Genomic DNA, 16,333 nt, shown 5'->3' with positions numbered 1-16,333 from the left:
ATGTGGCAAAAACGGGTGACAATGACGCGCTGAGATCAGAGACAGGCGCGCCACGCACCAAGGCAATCAGTTACCGGGTGTCCAGGCGTCGTAGTCGCCCGTTACGCGTGGACGCTCGCCTGCGACGGCCAGAGAACCCTGGGGGCGATAGGCCTGCGACGTGCCAGTCATGTTCGGCTGGTGCGGCTTCTGCCATTCGCGCGCCGTGTAGTTTTCCTGGCTTGGCGGAACATCCGTGCGGTAATGCATCCAGCCATGCCAGCCGGGCGTGATTGCAGACGCGTCGGCATAACCGTTATAGATCACCCAGCGGCGCGGCATGCCCCAAGACGTCGTGCCGCCCTCATAGTAGGTATTGCCCAACTCATCCTGTCCCACCTTCTTACCGAAACGCCAAGTGTGAAAGCGTGTTCCGATTGTCTGGCCGTTCCACCAGGTGAAGATTTGCGTCAGGAGAGTCTTCATTGTCAATTCCTCGGCTGTGAGTGCACCGCAGCGATCAAATGTGCGCAGCACAGCACAAGCTTATGCCGCTCCACGCATCAATTGTCCAGTATTTCCAACATTCAGTGTCGCTATTTCAGCAGGATCCTGACGCCAGACTGGTCGATCTTTGCGGTTATCTTGTCAGCGTCTTTTCCATGGCAATACCGGGCAAACCTGCTACCCCTGCCATCCGCTCGACTCGATCAACCTCCGTGAAGCCCAGGCCCTCGTAGAAAGCTATCGCGACCGAATTTTTTGGCTCGACCTCAAGACGCATGATCTCTGCATCCGGAAAACATGTTTCCAGTTCTGCAAAGATATCGCGCCCGACACCCTGCTGCTGGAAATGGGGATCGACATAGAGCTGATGCAGCAGCGCGGTCTTCGACATGTTGCTCGACATGGCGGCATAACCCATTCCGCCAATGCGCTTTCCATCGTCAGCGACCAGAAACTCGCCACCCTTTTTCTGAACGCGCTCTTTCATCGCGGCTGGCGAGTGCCACTCGGTAATCAATTGACTAACCCGCGGCGCGCCATAAATCGCATCATAAGTGGCATGCCAAGTACGAGCCAGAAGCGCCCTCACCGGCTCGATATCGCGCTCACTGGCGGTGCGTATGAAAAACACCATGAACCTCCGTCGCAGAATGAAAACGCCGGGAATACTCCCGGCGCAAAGAATGTTTTTGACTGCTTTGTTCCCTCGCCGTCATCACCGGGAAAAGTCCCGGCACAACGGCTAGGGCACGTTCTATTCCTCGATACCCAGCTTGGCCTTCACCAGATCCTGAACGGCCTGCGGGTTAGCCTTGCCACCTGTGGCCTTCATCACCTGCCCAACGAACCAGCCGGCCAGCGTCGGCTTTGCCTTGACCTTCTCAACCTGATCTGGGTTCGCCGCAATGATTTCATCCACGGCCTTCTCAATGGCGCCCGTGTCCGTGACCTGCTTCATGCCTCTGGTATCAACGATCTCAGCCGGGTTGCCGCCTTCGTTCCAGACGATTTCAAACAGATCCTTGGCAATCTTGCCAGAGATAGTGTTCGCCTTGATGAGATCGATAATGCCACCAAGCTGATCGGCAGAAATCGGTGTTTCTTCAATGCTCTTGCTGGACTTGTTCAACGCGCCCAGAAGATCGTTGATGACCCAGTTTGCAGCGATCTTGCCATCGCGTCCTTCGGCCACCAACTCGTAATAATCAGCAATAGCCTTTTCAGAAACCAGGATCGATGCGTCATAGACGGACAGGCCAAGCTCACGCACGAAACGCGCCTTCTTGTCATCGGGCAGTTCCGGCAGGTCTTTGCCCATCTTTTCGATGAAGGCATCGTCGAATTCCAGAGGCAGCAGGTCCGGGTCCGGGAAATAGCGGTAGTCATGCGCGTCTTCTTTTGAGCGCATCGAGCGTGTCTCACCCTTGCCGGGATCGAACAGGCGGGTTTCCTGATCGATAGAACCGTCATCTTCGAGAATCGCAATCTGGCGGCGTGCCTCGTATTCAATGGCCTGACCGATGAAGCGGATGGAATTGACGTTCTTGATTTCGCAACGCGTACCGAACTCGCCGCCCGGCTTGCGGACAGAGACGTTCACGTCGGCACGCATGGAGCCTTCGTCCATGTTGCCATCGCAGGTGCCGAGGTAACGCACGATGGACCGCAGCTTCGTCATATAGGCTTTGGCCTCGTCAGATGAGCGCATGTCAGGCTTCGACACGATTTCCATCAGTGCAACGCCGGAGCGGTTCAAATCCACGTAGGACATTGTCGGATGCTGGTCGTGCATGGACTTGCCCGCATCCTGCTCCAGATGGAGGCGCTCGATGCCGATCTCGATATCTTCGAAGTTGCCCTGACGGTCAGGACCCAGCGAGATGATAATCTTGCCTTCGCCAACGATGGGGTCCTTGAACTGCGAAATCTGATAGCCCTGCGGCAAATCGGGGTAGAAATAGTTCTTGCGATCGAAGATGGAGCGCTTGTTGATCTGCGCCTTGAGCCCGAGGCCGGTACGCACGGCTTGCGCCACACATTCCTCGTTGATGACGGGCAGCATGCCGGGCATGGCGGCATCAACCAGAGACACGTTGGAATTCGGTGCATTCCCGAATGTCGTGGACGCGCCGGAAAACAGCTTGGAATTGGAAAGAACCTGAGCGTGAACTTCCATGCCGATGACGATTTCCCAATCGCCGGTCGCGCCGGGAATGAAGCGTTTTGGGTCTGGTGTGCGCACGTCTACAAGGGTCATATCAAGCTCATAAAATACGGAATTTCTGTCTATGCTGAGGTAGAACAATTGGCACCGAGGCGCAAGGCTTGTCGCGCCGCACAGGCCGAGGCCTCCCGATTTCGACACACCGGGCACCAATTTTTTACAATTTTCACGTCCATTGCCAGCATGATGACCCTCGCATTGGCACTCGCCACCTACCTTGCTTTCAACATCCTAGTCTTCATCACCTATTGGTGGGACAAGCAGGCAGCCAGAAATGGCGGCTGGCGCGTGCGCGAAAGCACGTTACTGTGGCTTGCTTTTCTGGGTGGAAGTGTGGGCGCGGTGCTGGCGCAGAGATTGCTGCGTCATAAAACCCACAAGGAGCCGTTTCGCAGTTACCTGCTCGCAATCATCGTGCTTCAGATCGGACTCATCCTGTCCCTGCTGACTGCTGCGAACTGGAAGAACTGAAGGCAATGGCTCAAAAGCCGAAGCCATAACCCGTCACATTCATGTCAATGAGTTGTTTTTGCAAACCGACAGACTGAACTTCACGATCAAGCTTGGTTGAATACTTCATCGAGAACCAGTTGACACTGTAACCGTGTTTTCTGAAGAAAGAGACTGCCTGAACGTTCTGTGCATGACTTTCAAGCTCGGCAACGGGCAAGCCGCGCTCCACGATCTGCTGTTCGAGTTTGGCCAGTAACGCTGTGCCAACACCTTGACGTTGGTGGGCCGGATCAACCCAGAAATCGCTGATCATCTCATCGAAATGTTCGCGGGCAGCCCAACCGACAACGACACCCCGCACCTCTGCGAGCGTTATCGCCTGCCAAGTTGAAAATGCGAAACTCTCGAATGCTGCGCGCGCATTGTCACGCAATGCTTCCGTCACGCCAATTGCCGAAGTGGCGTTTACCCAGGCACGCAGCCCAATATTTGCCAGCAGGACTGCATCCGCTTCCTTGGCCGAACGAATAAGGATCACAAGCTATCTCCATCTGTGGTTCGGAAGCCGCGCAGATAAAGCTTGGGTGAAAGCCGCCGCCTTGCAGCGACAGCCTTCGCTTTCAAATCAAGCAAAACGCCGATCAGGTCCGCTCGATGCGGATGACCTGCGGCTCATTGACCAGATACTTCTCGCTCTTGATGGCTTTGACGGCCTTGCGGATCGCATCTTCCATCGTCGCATGAGTCACGAGGATGATGGTTTGCGAGCCACCTTCGCTTTGAACGCGCGAATGCTGCACGATGGATTCCAGCGATATGTTGTTTTCCGCCATGCGTGTCGCGATGCTTGCAAAAACGCCGGCCCTGTCTTTCACCGTCAAGCGAATGAAATAGCCGCCCTCATGGCTCTTCATCTTGGCGCGGCGGTATTCCGTCAAGGATTTGGCAGGGCGACCGAGAACCGGCACCTGCTGCGCGCCAGGGCGGCTCTTGGCAATATCGGCGATATCACCGAGCACGGCAGATGCCGTCGCGCTACCGCCTGCGCCGGGACCGACCATCAGCAACTCACCGAGAATATCCGATTCGACGGCAACGGCATTGGTCACGCCATCAACCTGCGCAATGACAGAATCCAATGGCACCATGGTGGGGTGAACGCGCTGCTCGATACCGGATTCGGTCACCTGCGCCACGCCAAGCAGCTTGATGCGATAACCGAGATCGGCAGCAGCCTGAATATCCTCGATGGAGATATTCGAAATGCCTTCGAGATAGATATCGTCAGCCGAAATCTGGCAGCCAAAGGCCAGTGTCGTGAGGATTGCAAGTTTGTGGGCAGTATCGTTGCCCTCGATATCGAATGCAGGATCGGCCTCAGCATAACCCAGGCGCTGCGCTTCCTTCAGGCAGGCCTCAAAGGACAGCCCTTCCTTTTCCATCTTGGTCAGGATGTAATTGCAGGTGCCGTTCATGATGCCGTAGATGCGCGACACATTGTTGCCGGTCAGTGATTCGCGCAAAGCCTTGATGATAGGAATGCCGCCAGCCACTGCCGCTTCGAAGTTCAGCAGCGCACCTCTCTCTTCCGCGAGAATGGCCAGCTCGACACCATGTTTGGCAAGCAGCGCCTTGTTGGCCGTAACAACGTGAATACCGCGAGACAATGCTGCGCGCACTGCCTTTTCAGCAGCACCGGAAGCGCCACCAACGAGTTCAACCAGAACATCGATTTCGGCATTTTTAGCCATGTCTTCGGGCGTATCGAACCAAGTAATACCGGCAAGATCCAGACCGCGATCACGCGAACGATCACGTGCGCTGACTGCAATAATCTCGATTGCGCGTCCGCAGGTAATCGCAAGTTCGTTGCTTCTCTGCTGGAGGATGCGCACGAGCGAAGAGCCGACAGTGCCGAGTCCCGCTATGCCGATTCTCAATGAATCTGCCATTGGTATATTCCTGATTTGCTGACATGGAGAGGCGGCCAGAAGCGGCCACCCGGTTGGTGCCCTTAACGGTGGGCGTTAAGCGAAACGACGTTATGCAATGTGTCGTCCGCGGTCGCCAGAAAGCGCTTCAAATTCCGCGCTGCCTGGCGAATTCGGTGCTCGTTCTCAACCAGAGCCAAGCGAACGTAATCGTCGCCCATTTCACCGAAGCCCACACCGGGAGCAACGGCGATATCGGCCTTCTCGACCAGAAGCTTGGAAAACTCCAGCGATCCCAAATGGCGGAACTTCTCTGGAATTTTAGCCCATGCGAACATGGTGGCGGCTGGCGGCGGAACCTCGAAGCCTGCCTTGCCAAATGTATCGACCATCACATCACGGCGACGGCGATAAACGCTGCGTACTTCTGCGATATCGGAACCATCACCGTTCAGTGCATGGGTCGCAGCAACCTGAATTGGCGTGAATGCGCCATAGTCCAGATAGGATTTCACACGCGTTAGCGCGCTAATCAGCCGCTCATTGCCAACGGCAAAGCCCATGCGCCAGCCGGGCATGGAGAATGTCTTGGACATGGAGGTGAATTCGACAGCGACGTCCATGGCTCCGGGCACTTCCAGAACCGAAGGCGGCGGGTTGTTGTCGTCGAAATAGATCTCGGAATAGGCAAGGTCCGAAAGCACGATCAGATCATGCTTCTTGGCGAAGGCAATGATATCCCGATAGAAATCCAGCGACGCAACATGCGCCGTTGGGTTGGACGGATAGTTGATGATGAGCGCAAGCGGCTTCGGGATGGAGTGACGCACAGCGCGCTCCAGGGGGCCGAAAAAGGTTTCATCCGGCTCTACATTCATGGAGCGAATAACGCCGCCTGCCATCAGAAAGCCGAACGCATGGATCGGATAGGTCGGGTTTGGACACAGAATGACATCGCCCGGCGCGGTAATGGCCTGCGCCATGTTGGCGAAGCCTTCCTTTGAACCAAGGGTGGCAACAACCTGTGTATCGGGATTGAGCTTCACGCCAAAGCGGCGAGCGTAATAGCCGGCCTGCGCGCGGCGAAGGCCAGGAATGCCCTTGGACGAAGAATAGCGATGCGTGCGCGGGTCCTGAACCACTTCGCACAGCTTGTCGACAATGGCCTTTGGCGTCGGAAGATCGGGATTGCCCATGCCAAGGTCAATGATGTCAGCACCACCCGCTCGCGCGCTCGCTTTCAAACGGTTGACCTGTTCGAACACGTATTGCGGCAGACGCTTGACCTTGTGAAACTCTTCCATCTTTTCCTCGTGGACATGAACCGAACGACCGGCTCACAAAAGCATTCGTTTTTTGATTCCAGATACAGCCGACACGAACAAATCGGGCCTGTAAAACTGAGTGTAACGTATGTGCTGGAAAACACGAATTTGTTTTCGCAGCAACCGGCTTGTTTGCAGGCTTGGCGCCACCGCGCCAAAACCTGCATAACGCGAGTTTTTTCCAAATTGCAAGGCAAGCCACCGCGTTTGGCGGCGCAACCTGCCAATCAGCCGCGCTCACCATTCACAATTACAGATCGGATCACAGAAAGCACCCGCTCCGGCTCAATGTTGGTGCAAACCTGCTGGCTTGGATATCCATCCCAGTTACCGGGTGGAAAGCCCACGCCATCCGGCTTCTGGATGGTCTGGCCATCAGCAATACCGCCGCACACGACGCGGACAGCACCACTGCGCGTCTCGAATAGTTCAGGATTGGTCAGATAGACGCAAGCGCATGAGTCGTGAACGACCATGCCATCACCGGTGCGCTGGCTGTAAAACTCGATGTAGAATTGCGATAGATCAGACAGAAGCTGGACATGGGCACCGCCCTCTTTCGCCATATCAGCCATGAATTTCGATGTCATCACAGTGCGTGTGGTCACATCGAGGCCGACGATGGTCACAGGCCATGGCGCTGTAAACACCACATCTGCGGCTTCCGGATCCCCGTGAATATTGGCCTCGGCGGCAGGGCTGACATTGCCATTGATATCAAACGCGCCACCCATGATGATGACGCTCTTCACCAGAGATGCAAAGTCAGGTTCTTCACGCAAAGCCAAAGCGAGGTTCGTCATGCGCCCCACAGCAATAAGCGTCACTTCACCCGGATTTGCCCTGACCGTATCAATGATAAATCTGTGCGCCGGACGGGGATCGAGTGGCAGGTCGATGGAGGCAGGCACGCCAATATTGCCAAGTCCGTCGTCGCCGTGAATGAATGTTGGCCAGTGGCCTTCAGGACGCTCGGGATTGAATGTCACGCCTGCGCCTTTTGCCACAGGTGCCGTCATCTCCCAATGCTGCTTCAGAAACAGCGCGTTGCGCGTCGTAATATCGAGCGGCGCGTTGCCGAAAACAGTCGTCACGCCGACAAGGTCAATATCGGGATGCCGATGCAGAAAAAGCAATGCCATTGCGTCATCGATGCCGGGGTCCGTGTCGAAAATAACCTTGTGCATGGGGTAATCCTTGAAATCGCCTAGAGTAGAATCGCCCAATAAAAGACGACACAGGGCCAGCACCATAAACGGCGATACGGATGACGCAATGCCCACGACGTATCAGAGGAAAAGCATTGCAAGGCTGACGATTAGGTGACAGAAGCGAGCAGCCTCATCGCCCTTTCGGAATACTTACCGTGCACGAATTAGCTCTCAATGTTTTGGTGATTCTCTTTTTCGTCGCGATCTTTGCAGGCTTTGTGGATTCTATTGCTGGTGGCGGCGGTCTGATTGCCATTCCGGCAATGCTGATTCTGGGTATTCCACCGCTGGAAGCCCTGGGAACCAACAAGCTTCAAGCGCAATTCGGCTCTGCCTCGGCAACCATTGCCTATGCCCGCCGGGGGCATGTCGATCTGAAAAAACAGTTCCCGATGGCGCTGATGGCATTCATTGGCGGCATATTTGGCGCGATGACGGCCTCTTTCGTGCCGCCGGATACGCTTCGCATGATCATGCCGTTTCTTCTGATCATCATTGCGCTCTACTTTGCCTTCAAACCGAACCTCAGCGATCTCGATAGCCACCAGAAAATCGCGCCATTCGTTTTCGGCGTGACGATTGTTCCGCTGATCGGTTTCTATGATGGTGTGTTTGGCCCAGGCGCTGGCTCGTTCTACATGCTTGCATTCGTCGGCGTCGCCGGGTTCGGCATGCTGAAAGCCACCGCCCACACAAAGCTTCTGAACTTTGGCTCGAATTTCGGCAGCTTCCTCGTCTTCACCTTCAGCGGCGCGATTTTATGGAAGCTCGGCCTTGTCATGGGGTTCGGACAATTCCTGGGCGCTCAGATGGGATCGCGTCTTGCCATGAGTAATGGTGCGAAGATCATCCGGCCTTTGCTCGTCATCTCGTGCCTTGCAATGGCGTCAAAGTTGCTGTTCGACGCTGGCGCAGCGTCCTTTATCAGCCAGTTTTTTCAGAGCCTGTTCGGGGCTTGACCGCCTCAACTGTTTTCCATGACGACCATTGCATGGACTTCTTGAAGAACGACCACGGCACCTATGATTTCATTGTTGGCGGCCCGCAATGGGCTCATGCGACAACGGGTCTTGTACTCGTCCTGATCGCGCCTTCCGAGATGAAGGTAATCCACGAGTTGACCTGAAAAACACCGGTCGAATGCGGGTTTCGCCATAGCTTCAAAGCTTTTTTCGCCAATAAACTCAGAAACGTGCCGACCAACGACAGAGAGCTGTGAATAGCCAAGAAACTCAGCATTGATGCGATTGGCATAGAGATAGCGATAATCTCTCGTAATAACGGCGATACGGTCGGGCAAGCTGTCCAGTATGGCTTCATTGAACAGCGGCTGAGCCTGCGCATTGAACGCAAGGCAGTTTTCCTTTTGAACAAGCAACTGATCGCAGCTGTCGTAACCTTCGTTCGCGCCGCGGAAATAACGATCAATCAGCATCGACATCGCTGCACTGCGACGCGTCACGCTGGATCTGTCATCTGCTTCATCGCGGATGAGACCATTCAGGAACTGCAATTGCCTGTAGGCATCCTCACGCGTGCGCGCACGATAGGAAAGGATATCCGCAATCATGGGCTCCAGCTCACGATCAAGCAGCCGGACCAGATCATCATGGCCGTTGGCAACGGCCTGTTTAAGCTGAACACATTTCAGCGAAAACGCATCGAAGAGCTCAATCAATGGAGTCTCCATCCTATAACAGACATTTCCTGCAACTGCCCAAAGTTCAGCAAAATGGCACCGCCGATCTCAGACATAGGGAGCAGAACGCATTCTCCTCAAAAACAGTTCCATTGAAAAACCGATTTATTTTATATACCACTTGGCAAATAAATTTGAGTGGACTTTCCCGATCAACTTTAAAGCGCGAAACAAAGATAAAGATTAGCGGCATTTATAAACCAGTTGTATTTGCAGCATCAACACTAACGTATCATGATGCGTCAATACACTATTTTTTACCTGTTGATGGGCGGAATCGATATCGATACCGCAGCATTTTCCTACGCTACGCGAGGCACGGGAATGCGATAGTCATCGCAATAACCTCACGTCACGCAACATCTTGCAGGCAAATAAGTTCGAACGCGGTCTATACGACCGAAGGATTACGCGACCACCCTGTTTCGGCGATCCGCAAGTTCCTTGACGGTGATGATTGCGCCGACGAGTTTGTAGGAAGGGGAAAAGCAGGGAGACATTTCGTAGGAGCGCACGACAGTACGTCCGTCAATCGTTTCTGCATAAGTGTATTTTGCGGGCTGACCTTTGAAGCAAGCGTCCAGCTTTTCCCGCAGGGCTTGCTGGAAATGATGTACCCCGATGAATTCGGCAATATGCCGCCCAACGAGATCGTTTGTTGTCGCGTCATAGCAATTCGCATTGATGGCGTTGGTGTAATTGATGCGATAACCGGGCGAAACAACGAAAACACGCGCATCCAGATCGTCGAGCTTGTCCTCGTCCAGAATGACGTAGGGGCTCCATGTTGTCGATTCGCCATCCGGCGCCACGCCATCGTACGGAAGTCCGGCACCGATATAGCGATCGACCAGCTTGCGCAGAAGTTCCGAGTTGCGCTGCACGCAGCCAGTGTCTTCCGCTTCTTCATTCAATAGATCGATAGCAAAGCGAAACTGCTCCAGCACCTCAGCAGAGCTCATGGTTTGACGGCTCGTAATGCCTTCAAGCAAAGTATCGAGTTCACGATCAAGATTCGTTATAGTCTGAGCATCATTACGACCAACGGCGCCTTTCAGCTCCGAATATCGTTGCCAGAACAAGTCAATCAACGCTTTCAACTCGATACTCCCCCGGCTGATCCAATGCCATTCGCATGTTCAATACGCTCAGGCCCAGCGGTACAAGACTGGTATAATGCGCCACTGTTAAAAAAAGACGTAACGAGAATGCCGCACTGCACATAGAATAAATAACACACGCATGGCGGTTTTAACAAATCCTAGAAATTGTGACGAATAAGGTGCAGTCACAACTTACAGAACTTTGCTCGCGTGCCTCGATATGCGGCGGTCTTGTTAAATGCTATTCTTGATATGCCACCGGTCGTGATACCACAACCATTGGCCTGGGTATTCACGCACCCAGCTCTCAACCTTGTCGTTAAGAAGCTGCGCAGTCTTCTGAACGTCGACACTGCCGTTTTCGTTCAACGGTATCTCGACTTTAGGTTCGATTTCCAACCGATAACGGTTATCGGGAAGGCGAACACAGCGGGCGGGAAACACATCACAACCGAACTGCCGAACAAGCTTTGCAAGCAATGGGTTGGTCAACACGTCGTTGCCGAAGAATTTCGTGGGCAATCCCTTTCGGAATTTCTGGTCCACCAGGACACCGATCCCACCGCCCTTTTCCAGCTGACGCGCCAGCGCAAAGGATGAACCGGCGTGGGATGGTACGAGGTTGCCCATGCGCTCTTTGCGAAAATCAAAGATACGTTTCGCAACATAGGGATTGTTGGGTGGGCGGAACAACACCGTCACATCTAGCCCGAAGGCGGAACCTGCGACAGGAAGAAGTTCGAAATTGCCGGAATGCGCCGTAAAGACGATGAACGGACGCGGGTTGTCGCGCAGTTCCAGAAACGTTTCGGTGCCGATAACCTCAACCCTGCCCGGCTTTGGATTGGCCGGATCAAAGTCGAAGAGGCGATCGAGAAACACATATTCTGCCGCCAGGCGACCCATATTGCCCCAGCTGTCGAGCGCAATCTCGACCCGCTCTTCTTCCGACTTCTCCGGATAAGCGCGCTTCAGGTTCACCAGCATCAGCTTGTGACGAGAGGTTTTGGGACCAATCTTACGCGCAAGCCTATCTGCGAACCGGATGGCCGGATCGGCAGGAGCAAGTTTCAGGAGGTTCAGAGCGCTGAATGCAAGCGTCGCATTCAGCCACTGACGAAAGTTTTCGAGCGCCAGAACAGCGCGCGTTATCAACATTTTCAAAAGAATCAATCCATCCGTAGGACGATTTTGCCGAAGACCTGACGGCTTTCCATCCGCTCCAGCGCCATCTCGATAGTATCGAAGGTTACTTCGGTATCGATGACCGGATGCACAAGGCCACGCGCCATCTTTTGCATCGCATCTGCCATGTTTTCCATACGGCAGCCAAAGGAACCCAGCAATTTCAACTGCTGTTGGAACAGCATCATCAAATTGATTTCCGAGGAAACGCCTGATGTCGAGCCACACGTGACAAGGCGTCCACCGCGCTTGAGGCAGAACATCGAACCGGCCCAGGTGTCTTTGCCGACATGTTCGAAGACGACATCGACGCCCTTCTTCTTGGTCAACTTGCGCACCACGCCTTCAAAACGATCAACGCGGTAGTTGATAACGTGATCGGCGCCAAGTGCTTTGGCGCGTTCGATCTTGTCATCAGAACCCACCGTGGTGATGACGGTGCAGCCCATCTTCTTGGCAAGCTGGATCGCAGCGGAACCAATACCGGAACCGCCAGCATGGATCAGGATCGTTTCACCGGGCTGAAGCTTGGCGTTGTCGAACAGCATGTGTTCGACAGTCCCGAACGTTACGGGTGCAAGAGCCGCAGCCACAGCGTCGATGCCGGGCGGTGCAAGTACGAGCTGCCGGGCGGGAATGTTGATCTTCTCCTGCGCAAAGCCATCTAGGTGAAAGCCGTGCACACCCGCCACGTTTTCGCAGAGGTTATCCCGACCGGCCACACAGTGATGGCAGCGCCCGCAGGTACGAGCTCCGTAAATGGATACCAATTGCCCAGGCAAGACATTGGACACGCCGGGGCCGATAGCCTCGACAACGCCCGATGCTTCCGCACCGATTGTCAGCGGCATCTTGCGTTTGGCAAATGCCATGCCGCGCCAGCCCCATACATCGATATGGTTGAGCGCAACAGCCTTGACCCGAAGCGTTACTTCGCCAGGAGCCGGTGCTTCAGGCTCGGGCAATTCCACTCTCTCAAGCTTACGATCATCAACGAGTTGCAAAGCGCGCATAGTAAAAAGTCCTTCGCCCGAAGGCGCTAAAGATTTGGATGTGAGAGACCGATTAAGCCGGTTCCCGCGTCATGACAAGGCTTGCGTTCTGGCCACCGAAGCCAAATGAATTGGAAAGCACAGCAGTTACCTGAGCATCGCGCTTCACATTCGGCACCACGTCCAGCGCAATCGTCGGGTCAGGGTTGGTGTAGTTGATCGTCGGCGGAACAGTGCCGGTCAGCATCGTCTGCAACGAAAATACGGCTTCGACCGCACCCGCCGCTGTCAGCGTATGGCCAATCATCGATTTGTTGGAGGACACCGGGATCGACTTCAGCCCCTCGCCAAAAACAGCCAGCATGGAACCATATTCCATCTTGTCGTTTTCGGGTGTGGAGGTGCCGTGCGCGTTGATATAGTTGATATCGCCCTCTGCCACACCAGCATCGGCAAGAGCCGCGCGAATGGTGGCGATGGCGGGGCCGCCATCTGGTGAGGAACGCGTGCGGTGGAAGCTGTCAGCCTTTTCGCCAGCGCCCTTGATGATGCCGAGAACCTTCGCACCGCGAGCAATAGAGGATTCCAGCGATTCCAGAACAAGCGTTGCAGCGCCTTCCGCGATCACGAAACCATCCCGGTCCTTGCTGAAGGGCTTGGATGCCTTTTCCGGTGGATCATTCTGCGTAGAGAGAGCCGACAGCAGCGAAAAGCGGATAAGAGCTTCAGCACTCACCGAACCATCCGTCGCAACGGTCAAGGCACGCTCGGTGCGGCCCTGCCGGATGGCCTCGACGCCAAGCTGTATCGCGGTTGCACCTGATGCGCAGGCGGTGGACAGTGTCACTGGCAATCCACGCGTACCGAAGCGATCTGCCAGACGCTCGGAGATGGCGCCAAACAGAGCCGCCTCCTGAAATTCGGGATCTGGACGCTCTCGCAACGCAGCCATAAAGCGATCATAGGCATCGCCCGGCTTGTCAGCAGGCGGAGAACGGTCGCCCAGCTCGAAGCGGGCGCTCCATTCCGGCTCAATCGGCGGTGCAGCCAGAAACAATGGGCCGTTGAAATCGCCAGAAAGCCCAGCCTGCGCCAACGCTTCGATGGTGGTTTCACGGGCAAACGCATAGGAGCGCTCGACGGAGTTGGGCTTGGGGATCTCGATGAAATCCACCGTGCCGCAAATCTTCGTGGACAGATTGTCCGTGGGGAAGCGAGTGATTTTATGGATGCCGGATTTGCCTGACGTCAGCGCATCCCAATTGTCTTTCAGCCCTTGGCCAAGAGATGTGAGGATGCCCATGCCGGTAACGGCAACGATGGGGCGACCGAGGTGATCCTTGAAATTGCTGGATGCCATGGTGTCTACTCCTCAAATATCTTTGGAAAGAACGGCAACGCCTTCGCCGCGAACATGGCCAACCGTCGTTACCACCGCCTGAAACGCGGCAGACGCCATTGGCTTCTCAGCGGAACTATCGAAAGCGGGAACCTTCGCATCGGTGTTGAGCGCAAGTGCTGCGAGCGCAAGGCCCAGCGGAAACTGGGCTTCAAGCCCATGGCCTGTAAACCCGCCAAAACCACGGATGGCGGCGTGCGGTAGAAGCTGCGCAAGCACATGGCTTTCGCTTGTCGTAACAGCGCCGTAGCCGCTGGCACCCGAAAAGACGACGGTGTCGGCAGCATCCTTAGCAGGTGCCAAAAGCCGCTCGAACCTCTGTTCGAACTTCCCATCTTCGCGAGAACCACGATCCCCTTCGATGGCGTCGATTCGGGCATAGATCTTTGCGCCACGGGCCTCTGCGCGTTTGCGCGATTCCAGCACGAGGAATGCACCGACAGAGCCAGTGATCATGCCACCGCCCTCACCCTCAGCCCGCGACCAGAGCGGCTGCCATTCGCCTTGCGCATGGGCACCGATGGCCTCGAACAGCAACGTCATGTCAGGACGCTCGGCGGCAAAAGCGCCACCCACCAGCGCGTGGCTCGATTCGCCGGAACGGATCCGGTAGAATGCGGTTTCAACAGCAGAAATGCCCGCCGCTTCTTCACCCATAAATGTGCGCGAGGAACCTGTGACCTTGTGGACGATGGAAATGTTACCGGCCATAAGGTTTGAAAGCTGCGCAAGAAACAGGGTTGGACGAAGCTCGGTTGTGAGCTTCTCGTTCAACATGACTTCGCGATCGTTGCGCTTCATGCCCTCGTCAATGATGAGCGTATCGACATTGATATCGCGCTCGCCACCGCCAGCCGCCACGATCATATCCATCGTGCCACATGCTTCTGCGTCGTCTTTCAGACCCGCATCATCTAGCGCCAGACCGGCCGCGAATACGCCGAGACGCTGCCAGTTTTCCATCTGGCGCTGATCTTTGCGTCCAATCTGGCTGGACCAATCGATCTCTGGCAGGGGATGGATCGGGTAAGGCGCGAACTTTTCGGTTTCGACAATCGCTTCCGGGGCAGCACTTGCGCAGAGCAAGGCGATATGGGCATCGATACCGACGCCATGACAGGTCACGATACCGACCCCGGTGATCACCACATCATTGTCAGACTTCATTATCCGTCATCCTTCGTCGCTTGCCGGTCATCAAAAACAGGCCAGCCTACCAAAGCGGTGAAAACCGCACGTGCCATGCGGAATAATGCTCACGATGAAGCTTTGCAATGGCGAAGGCCCAAAGAGCCCCAGCTATGCATCAATTTTCACCTGTTGAATGTTATGAATCGAGCAGTTTGCCCGCTCAGACAGACGTATCCGCCGCAATCGCCGCCATCAGGCCGACTTCTTCGGCGCGCTTTTTCACGATTGGGCCCAGCGGAATTTCGCTGAATGGCATTGTGCGCAGCTTCAATTGCGCGTCGCACACCTTCTTGCCGTCAGATGTGATTTTGGCTTTTGTCACCGCAAAGCCGGATCCGTCGTGTTCGAGATAGGCCTCGATATCGAGCACTGCATTTGGCTCGACGAAAGTGCGCATCTTCGCACCATCAACGGTCATCAGAAACGGCATCGCGGCAAAATCGGTCATCGCCAGAACCAGCATTCCGGAGGCCTGGGCCATGGTCTCGATCAGGAGAACACCGGGAACAAGCGGCATTCCGGGAAAATGCCCCTCAAAGACAGGGCTGTTCTGCGGCACGACGGAGCGAGCCTTCAGTATACGCGCAGAACGATCGATGGATTCGATACGGTCCACCATCTGGAAATATTCTAGAAGCATGTTCCGTCCGTAGAATGTTTGAGTTGCGGATAGCGCGCAGAACCACCGCTATGGTGGTCAAGACTGCACGCCCGCTTTGCAGAAAGGCCCGCCTCATGGACGGGCCATCCACAATCAGCCCTTGGCTGCTTTCAACTCGTCAATCTTTGCGCAGAGGTTCTTCAGAACGAAGTATTCCTCGGTCGAAACCTTGCCTTCGTTAACTTCCTGCGTCCACTGTTCCAACGGGATCTTGATGCCGAATTCCTTGTCGATCGCAAAGACGATGTCGAGGAAGTCGAGGCTATCGATGCCCAGATCGTCAATCGTGTGGCTTTCAGGCGTAATGGTTTCGCGTTCGATTTCGCTTGTGTCAGCGATAATATCTGCAACCTTATCGAATGTAGCTGTCACGCCAATATTCCTTCGTGTCTCTTTATGTATGACGCTCCACATAGGGAACTTGCGCAAAAAAGCCAATGGTTTCGTGGAGTATCCTCGAATTTTCAGAGCAA

At 55.0% G+C, this 16,333-nt stretch carries 17 protein-coding genes; 2 read left to right on the top strand and 15 right to left on the bottom strand.

The window, feature by feature from the left end; genetic code table 11:
• Positions 1–66: 66 nt before the first annotated feature.
• The 3 genes from IFT53_RS19750 to gatB form a co-directional block, all read right to left on the bottom strand.
• The gene (locus IFT53_RS19750) at positions 67–465 is read right to left on the bottom strand and encodes an NADH:ubiquinone oxidoreductase subunit NDUFA12 (RefSeq protein WP_042619779.1); all 399 of its coding nucleotides are present in this window, start codon (positions 463–465) and stop codon (positions 67–69) included.
• Between the two features lie 154 nt (positions 466–619).
• The gene (locus IFT53_RS19745; RefSeq protein WP_192066655.1) at positions 620–1,117 is read right to left on the bottom strand and encodes a GNAT family N-acetyltransferase; all 498 of its coding nucleotides are present in this window, start codon (positions 1,115–1,117) and stop codon (positions 620–622) included.
• Positions 1,118–1,240: 123 nt separating this feature from the next.
• Positions 1,241–2,743, bottom strand: a complete 1,503-nt coding sequence (gene gatB, locus IFT53_RS19740) for an Asp-tRNA(Asn)/Glu-tRNA(Gln) amidotransferase subunit GatB (protein ID WP_192066474.1) — start codon at positions 2,741–2,743, stop codon at positions 1,241–1,243.
• 48 nt (positions 2,744–2,791) lie between these two features.
• On the opposite strand from gatB, the gene IFT53_RS19735 reads away from it, so the two are divergent.
• Positions 2,792–3,181: a DUF1294 domain-containing protein gene (locus IFT53_RS19735; protein ID WP_244656551.1), complete on the top strand. Its 390-nt coding sequence runs from the start codon at positions 2,792–2,794 to the stop codon at positions 3,179–3,181.
• 10 nt (positions 3,182–3,191) lie between these two features.
• Here IFT53_RS19735 and IFT53_RS19730 read toward each other — a convergent pair whose 3' ends face one another.
• From IFT53_RS19730 to IFT53_RS19715, 4 genes are all read right to left on the bottom strand, one after another.
• Complete coding sequence (locus IFT53_RS19730) at positions 3,192–3,701, bottom strand: GNAT family N-acetyltransferase (RefSeq protein ID WP_192066477.1); 510 nt, start codon at positions 3,699–3,701, stop codon at positions 3,192–3,194.
• 103 nt (positions 3,702–3,804) lie between these two features.
• Positions 3,805–5,115 (bottom strand): homoserine dehydrogenase, encoded by a 1,311-nt coding sequence (locus IFT53_RS19725; RefSeq protein ID WP_192066479.1) that lies wholly within the window; start codon positions 5,113–5,115, stop codon positions 3,805–3,807.
• 62 nt (positions 5,116–5,177) lie between these two features.
• The gene (locus IFT53_RS19720; RefSeq protein WP_192066481.1) at positions 5,178–6,398 is read right to left on the bottom strand and encodes an LL-diaminopimelate aminotransferase; all 1,221 of its coding nucleotides are present in this window, start codon (positions 6,396–6,398) and stop codon (positions 5,178–5,180) included.
• Positions 6,399–6,646: 248 nt separating this feature from the next.
• Positions 6,647–7,606, bottom strand: a complete 960-nt coding sequence (locus tag IFT53_RS19715) for a nucleoside hydrolase (RefSeq protein WP_192066483.1) — start codon at positions 7,604–7,606, stop codon at positions 6,647–6,649.
• A gap of 179 nt (positions 7,607–7,785) precedes the next feature.
• On the opposite strand from IFT53_RS19715, the gene IFT53_RS19710 reads away from it, so the two are divergent.
• A complete protein-coding gene (locus IFT53_RS19710; protein ID WP_192066485.1) occupies positions 7,786–8,589 on the top strand; it encodes a TSUP family transporter in 804 nt (267 codons plus the stop codon).
• Positions 8,590–8,594: 5 nt separating this feature from the next.
• Here the strand turns inward: IFT53_RS19710 and IFT53_RS19705 are convergent, their stop codons facing one another.
• The 8 genes from IFT53_RS19705 to IFT53_RS19670 all read right to left on the bottom strand — a co-directional run bounded on the left by IFT53_RS19705 (position 8,595) and on the right by IFT53_RS19670 (position 16,232).
• Positions 8,595–9,308, bottom strand: a complete 714-nt coding sequence (locus tag IFT53_RS19705) for a PAS domain-containing protein (RefSeq protein ID WP_042619782.1) — start codon at positions 9,306–9,308, stop codon at positions 8,595–8,597.
• Between the two features lie 428 nt (positions 9,309–9,736).
• Positions 9,737–10,291, bottom strand: coding sequence for a hypothetical protein (locus tag IFT53_RS19700; protein WP_311272072.1), 555 nt, complete (start codon positions 10,289–10,291; stop codon positions 9,737–9,739).
• 375 nt (positions 10,292–10,666) lie between these two features.
• Positions 10,667–11,590 carry a lipid A biosynthesis lauroyl acyltransferase gene (locus IFT53_RS19695; protein ID WP_446737700.1) on the bottom strand — a complete coding sequence of 308 codons (924 nt, stop codon included), beginning with the start codon at positions 11,588–11,590 and terminating at the stop codon, positions 10,667–10,669.
• A gap of 11 nt (positions 11,591–11,601) precedes the next feature.
• Positions 11,602–12,630 carry a zinc-binding dehydrogenase gene (locus tag IFT53_RS19690; RefSeq protein WP_042619613.1) on the bottom strand — a complete coding sequence of 343 codons (1,029 nt, stop codon included), beginning with the start codon at positions 12,628–12,630 and terminating at the stop codon, positions 11,602–11,604.
• A gap of 52 nt (positions 12,631–12,682) precedes the next feature.
• Positions 12,683–13,969 carry a beta-ketoacyl-ACP synthase gene (locus tag IFT53_RS19685; protein WP_192066488.1) on the bottom strand — a complete coding sequence of 429 codons (1,287 nt, stop codon included), beginning with the start codon at positions 13,967–13,969 and terminating at the stop codon, positions 12,683–12,685.
• Between the two features lie 12 nt (positions 13,970–13,981).
• Positions 13,982–15,178, bottom strand: coding sequence for a beta-ketoacyl-ACP synthase (locus IFT53_RS19680; protein ID WP_192066657.1), 1,197 nt, complete (start codon positions 15,176–15,178; stop codon positions 13,982–13,984).
• 181 nt (positions 15,179–15,359) lie between these two features.
• Positions 15,360–15,839, bottom strand: coding sequence for a 3-hydroxyacyl-ACP dehydratase FabZ family protein (locus IFT53_RS19675; RefSeq protein WP_192066490.1), 480 nt, complete (start codon positions 15,837–15,839; stop codon positions 15,360–15,362).
• Positions 15,840–15,953: 114 nt separating this feature from the next.
• Positions 15,954–16,232 (bottom strand): acyl carrier protein, encoded by a 279-nt coding sequence (locus IFT53_RS19670; RefSeq protein WP_042619617.1) that lies wholly within the window; start codon positions 16,230–16,232, stop codon positions 15,954–15,956.
• Between the last annotated feature and the right edge of the window lie 101 nt (positions 16,233–16,333).

This window comes from Rhizobium sp. CFBP 13644, from assembly GCF_014842165.1.
In the GTDB taxonomy this organism is placed as follows: Bacteria; Pseudomonadota; Alphaproteobacteria; order Rhizobiales; family Rhizobiaceae; genus Agrobacterium; species Agrobacterium tumefaciens_C.
This window is presented reverse-complemented; position numbering and strand designations above follow the sequence as displayed.

Excerpts from the sequence above, each read along its gene's own strand:
- IFT53_RS19695 (WP_446737700.1), bottom strand. The coding sequence starts at position 11,590 with ATGTTGATAACGCGCGCTGTTCTGGCGCTCGAAAACTTTCGTCAGTGG.
- IFT53_RS19690 (WP_042619613.1), bottom strand. The coding sequence starts at position 12,630 with ATGCGCGCTTTGCAACTCGTTGATGATCGTAAGCTTGAGAGAGTGGAA.
- IFT53_RS19685 (WP_192066488.1), bottom strand. The coding sequence starts at position 13,969 with ATGGCATCCAGCAATTTCAAGGATCACCTCGGTCGCCCCATCGTTGCC.
- IFT53_RS19715 (WP_192066483.1), bottom strand. The coding sequence starts at position 7,606 with ATGCACAAGGTTATTTTCGACACGGACCCCGGCATCGATGACGCAATG.
- IFT53_RS19700 (WP_311272072.1), bottom strand. The coding sequence starts at position 10,291 with ATGAGCTCTGCTGAGGTGCTGGAGCAGTTTCGCTTTGCTATCGATCTA.
- gatB (WP_192066474.1), bottom strand. The coding sequence starts at position 2,743 with ATGACCCTTGTAGACGTGCGCACACCAGACCCAAAACGCTTCATTCCC.
- IFT53_RS19750 (WP_042619779.1), bottom strand. The coding sequence starts at position 465 with ATGAAGACTCTCCTGACGCAAATCTTCACCTGGTGGAACGGCCAGACA.
- IFT53_RS19675 (WP_192066490.1), bottom strand. The coding sequence starts at position 15,839 with ATGCTTCTAGAATATTTCCAGATGGTGGACCGTATCGAATCCATCGAT.
- IFT53_RS19725 (WP_192066479.1), bottom strand. The coding sequence starts at position 5,115 with ATGGCAGATTCATTGAGAATCGGCATAGCGGGACTCGGCACTGTCGGC.
- IFT53_RS19720 (WP_192066481.1), bottom strand. The coding sequence starts at position 6,398 with ATGGAAGAGTTTCACAAGGTCAAGCGTCTGCCGCAATACGTGTTCGAA.